The sequence below is a fragment of the Rhizobacter sp. genome (genome assembly GCF_031412495.1).
In the GTDB taxonomy this organism is placed as follows: domain Bacteria; phylum Pseudomonadota; class Gammaproteobacteria; order Burkholderiales; family Burkholderiaceae_C; genus Schlegelella_A.
The window spans coordinates 1-3,881 of record NZ_JANODC010000312.1; the positions used below are offsets into that span (position 1 = coordinate 1).

Here is a 3,881-nt window from a genome sequence, read left to right on the forward strand (position 1 = left end):
GCGTACGCGGATCGATCGACTTGGTGACGGTCTTGCCGTTCACGGTCAGGGTGATGGGAACGTCCACGCCGGTCTCCTGTTGCGCTGTTCTTGGCGGCGCTCGACGAGGGCCGTTCGATCCATTGTTCGAGCGGCGGACCAACCCGGCCTAACGGGCTTTCCCTAAGGCGCGCAGCTCCTGAAGCCGAAGAAGCCGTCGTCGCTCTCGGCCGCCGCGGCGCGGCGGAAGCGCGCGCTGCGCAGGCTCGGCCGTGTCGCGAACGAGGCGCCGCGCAGGACCTTCAGCCGGCCGAAGGCGGGCTTCGAGTAGTCGCGCCACGGCCCGGCGACGTAGCCGGGATAGGGCCGGAAAGTGCTTGCCGTCCACTCCCAGACCTCGCCCCAGCGCATCCCGCGCGTCGCCCCCTGGTGCGCCGCCGCTTCCCACTCCACCTCGCTGGGCAGGCGGCGCCCGGCCCAGCGACACCAGGCCTCGGCTTCGTAGCTGCTGACGTGGACCGCCGGCTGGTTCAGCGGCACGCGGGCGAGCTGCCCGAAGCGGCGCTGCAGCACGCCGTGCCGCATCTGGTCGACATGGCGCGGCGTGCGCCGGCCTTCCCTCTCGAGCCAGGTCCAGCCGGCCGGGCTCCAGTGCTCGCGCTCGTCGTAGCCGCCGTCCTCGACGAACTCGCCGTACTGGCCCCAGGTCACGGCCTGCGCGTCGATCTCGAACTCCGGGATGTCGACCGCGTGCGGCTCGCGCTGGTCGTCGAAGCGAAAGCCGGGCGTGCCTGTGCCGAGCAGCCAGCGTGTCGCTGGAAAGAGGAGCGGCGGGCGGGCCGCCTGCGTCGCGATGCGCGGGATGCGCGGCGAGTCGATGCCGAGCGTCTGCGCCAGCACGGCGAAAACCTCGAAGCGCATCTCCTCGTGGAAGAGCGCGAGGCGGTGGAAGTAGAGCGCGTCGTCGCTCTCTCCCTTGACGGCGGCGAGCAGCTCGAGCGTCGTCTCCAGCGTGTCGACCAGGTACTGCCGCGTCTCCTGCATGTCGGGCAGGTCGCCGGCGGCGAGAGCGCGCCGGCGCGGCCGCGGCACGAGCGCCGGGTCGTACCAGCGGTCGGCGTGGGCGACGATCGAGGCCAGGCGCGGATGCGTCGGGTCGGCGGCCTCGCCGCGGGCCCGCTGCACGTTGCGCGCGATCCAGTACTCCTGGAACCAGGCGATGTGGCCGAAGGTCCAGAGCGGCGGGTCGAGCTCGGCCGCGGTCGCCGGTGCGAGGTCGCCGGGCAGGACCAGCCCCTGGCCGTCGCGCGCGCCCTCGAGCGCCGCCGCCCAGCGCAGGGTGTGGTTGCGGGCGTCGATCAGGGCCAGCGACAGGACGTCCTTGCCCGCCGTGCGCAGGCGGGCGTGGTCGAGGTGGGGCGCATCGAGGTCGAGCACGGTCTTCATCGAAGGGAGTCTTGCGACCATCCTATCAACGGCCGACGTGAAGCGGCGACTGCCGCGGCATGGGCGGCGCCGTAAAGGGCCTCGACGCGGCCCCCGATACTTCGCCCTGCGGTGTCGGGACAATCCGAGCGCGAGCCGCCAGAGCAGGAGAGACACCGTGTGGACCGTGGTCATGGAGACCGTTCGGCAGGAGTTCAGCGACGTGCCGGACGCAGAGCAGCTGACCCGGCTCCTGCTGCGGTTGGGCCTGGCGATGCTGCTCGGCGCGGCGATCGGCTACGAGCGCGAGAGCCGGGACAGCAGCGCCGGCCTTCGCACGCACATGCTGGTCGCCCTCGGCACCGCCCTCTTCATCCTGGTGCCGCTGCAGACCGGCATGGGTCCCGAGGCGATGAGCCGCGTCATCCAGGGCCTGCTCGCCGGCATCGGCTTCCTCGGCGCCGGTGCGGTGATCAAGCAGAGCGACAGCGGCAAGGTGCGCGGCCTGACCACCGCGGCGGGGATCTGGACCACCGCCGCCATCGGCATGACCGTCGGCCTCGGCCGCGAGACGACGGCCGTCATCAGCACCATCCTGGTCATCATCATCCTGTCCGTGCTGCTGCGCCTCGAGCGACGCGTCATGAGGGACAAGGAGGAGCGCGGCGAGATCAGCCCGGGGGAGCGGCAGGCGCGAGAGCGCGACAGTTGAGCGGCAGGAACCGAAGCGGCACGGTGGTCTTGTTGAGTCCCTTCGCCGTCATGCGGTTCGGCGGCTCGGCGTGCCCGCACACCCAGGCCACCGGAACCATGGGGGCCGCCTCGACGACGCCGGGGCGAAGGCTCAGCACCTTGCCGCGGATGTTGGCGTTGGCGCGGTTGCCGAACGTCACCTGGATCGCACCGGACTCGATGGCCACCGAGCTGATGTAGTTGTTGACGATCTGCTCGGCCGCCGGCAGCCCCGCCTCGGCGTTGCTGACCGGCAGCCGGGCCCCGGCCGCCCAGGACAGGGCGACCGGCGCCTTGGCGATCTCGGTCAGCTTCATGCCTTCGACGATCTGGTCGCGGATCACCTTGTCGGGAATCCCGGGCAGCGCGATCAGGGCCAGGATGACGATGATGGCCACCACCACCATCAGCTCGAGCAGGGAAAAGCCCGTCGATCGGGAACGGCGCGGCGTACGGGCGGGGGCGGAGGGGCTGACGGTGGACCGATGCATGCTGGGCAGGTGTCGCTGACCCGGCGCGGCCGCAGCGAAGCCGGCCATTCTCCGGCTGTGCTCGCCACCCCCGCCCACACGCGATCGCGCTTCCGTGCGAAAGGCCCGGGCAGGGTGCCGAACGGGAACTTCGGCGGCGGCACGTCCCGGCACCGTCCTACGACCCTGGCGCGGTGCGCCGCGTAAGTTCGCGCCTGTCGACTCGAACCAGCCGTCCCGGAGGACACGCCATGAAAACGAACCTTGCATCGCTGACCGGGCTCATCCTGGTCGGCCTCGCCGCCACCGCCGCCACGCCGTCCTTCGCCGCCGGCGCGAGCGCACCGGCCGCCAAGACGACCTACGTGAAGGAACGCGCCGACTGCGAAACCGGCAGGACGGCCCAGGATCGCGCCACCTGCCTCAAGGAAGCAGGTGCCGCAGCCCAGGAACGCAAGCGCAACGGCCTCGACAACAGCGGCTCGGCGGCGCAGAACGCCACCGACCGCTGCAATGCGTTGCCCGCCGCAGAGCGCGCCGATTGCATCGCCCGCATCAAGGGCCCGACCAGCGCCAACCAGCGCACGAGCACCTCCGGCAGCGTCGCCGGCGGCGGTGTGCTCCGCGAAACCACGACGACGACCGTGGGGACGCCGACGATCATCACCCTGCCCCCCGGCGCGACCGCCAGCGGCGCGACCAAGTAAGCCCCGCGGCGGACTGCCCTGCGCCCGCCCCCGACCGGGGGCGGCTGCTATTCTTCGCTGCCCTTCCTGTCTGCCTCGCTGCCTCCGGCCGAGGCGCCGCTGCCCGTGGCCGCCCTGCACATCACCGACATCGAATCGGCCATCAACTGGTGGCGCGAGAAGAAGCCTTCACCCGACGGGATCACGGCCTGCGCCGAGGTGCTCGCCCTGGCCGAGGTATACGCCCTGATGGTCTATTACCACGAGGTCGAGTGCGACGAGGCGTCGATGCCTGCGGCCGCCAGCGCCGCCTGGCTCGAGTGGTACGCATCGACGCCCGACGCGCCGTGCATCGCCATCTGCTCGACCAGCCAGGGCGACGCCGTCTGCAAGGGCTGCGGCCGCACCTTCCTCGAGGTCCAGCGCTGGACCGAGATGTCGCCCGCCGAGAAGCGCCAGACCTGGCGCCGCATCACGCGCGACGGCACGGCCTGGCGCTTCAACCGATACGCCGAGCGCGCCCACGAGCCGGAGACAGCGAAGAGCGCCGCGGCCGCATGAGTCGGCCGCCTCTGTTGGCGAGCGCGCG

The 3,881-nt window shown here is 71.7% G+C and carries 5 protein-coding genes; 3 read left to right on the forward strand and 2 right to left on the reverse strand.

Features of this window, described 5'->3' with window-relative positions; translation table 11 throughout:
- Window positions 1-162: 162 nt before the first annotated feature.
- Window positions 163-1,425: an SUMF1/EgtB/PvdO family nonheme iron enzyme gene (locus AC30N0_RS11635; protein ID WP_489518074.1), complete on the reverse strand. Its 1,263-nt coding sequence runs from the start codon at window positions 1,423-1,425 to the stop codon at window positions 163-165.
- Between the two features lie 172 nt (window positions 1,426-1,597).
- Between AC30N0_RS11635 and AC30N0_RS11640 the strand changes: the two genes are divergently transcribed.
- On the forward strand, window positions 1,598-2,116 hold the full coding sequence (locus tag AC30N0_RS11640) for an MgtC/SapB family protein (RefSeq protein WP_489518078.1): 519 nt from the start codon (window positions 1,598-1,600) through the stop codon (window positions 2,114-2,116).
- On the opposite strand, the gene AC30N0_RS11645 is transcribed toward AC30N0_RS11640, so the two are convergent.
- Window positions 2,076-2,627: a pilin gene (locus AC30N0_RS11645; RefSeq protein ID WP_489518075.1), complete on the reverse strand. Its 552-nt coding sequence runs from the start codon at window positions 2,625-2,627 to the stop codon at window positions 2,076-2,078. The two genes, AC30N0_RS11640 and AC30N0_RS11645, sit on opposite strands and share 41 nt — an antisense overlap.
- Window positions 2,628-2,857: 230 nt before the next feature.
- Between AC30N0_RS11645 and AC30N0_RS11650 the strand changes: the two genes are divergently transcribed.
- Both AC30N0_RS11650 and AC30N0_RS11655 read left to right on the forward strand, forming a co-directional pair.
- Window positions 2,858-3,313: a hypothetical protein gene (locus tag AC30N0_RS11650; RefSeq protein WP_489518076.1), complete on the forward strand. Its 456-nt coding sequence runs from the start codon at window positions 2,858-2,860 to the stop codon at window positions 3,311-3,313.
- A 105-nt stretch (window positions 3,314-3,418) separates the two neighbouring features.
- Window positions 3,419-3,853: a DUF3717 domain-containing protein gene (locus AC30N0_RS11655; protein WP_489518077.1), complete on the forward strand. Its 435-nt coding sequence runs from the start codon at window positions 3,419-3,421 to the stop codon at window positions 3,851-3,853.
- Window positions 3,854-3,881 lie beyond the last annotated feature (28 nt).

Excerpts from the sequence above, each read along its gene's own strand:
- AC30N0_RS11635 (WP_489518074.1), bottom strand. The coding sequence starts at position 1,425 with ATGAAGACCGTGCTCGACCTCGATGCGCCCCACCTCGACCACGCCCGC.
- AC30N0_RS11640 (WP_489518078.1), top strand. The coding sequence starts at position 1,598 with ATGGAGACCGTTCGGCAGGAGTTCAGCGACGTGCCGGACGCAGAGCAG.
- AC30N0_RS11645 (WP_489518075.1), bottom strand. The coding sequence starts at position 2,627 with ATGCATCGGTCCACCGTCAGCCCCTCCGCCCCCGCCCGTACGCCGCGC.
- AC30N0_RS11650 (WP_489518076.1), top strand. The coding sequence starts at position 2,858 with ATGAAAACGAACCTTGCATCGCTGACCGGGCTCATCCTGGTCGGCCTC.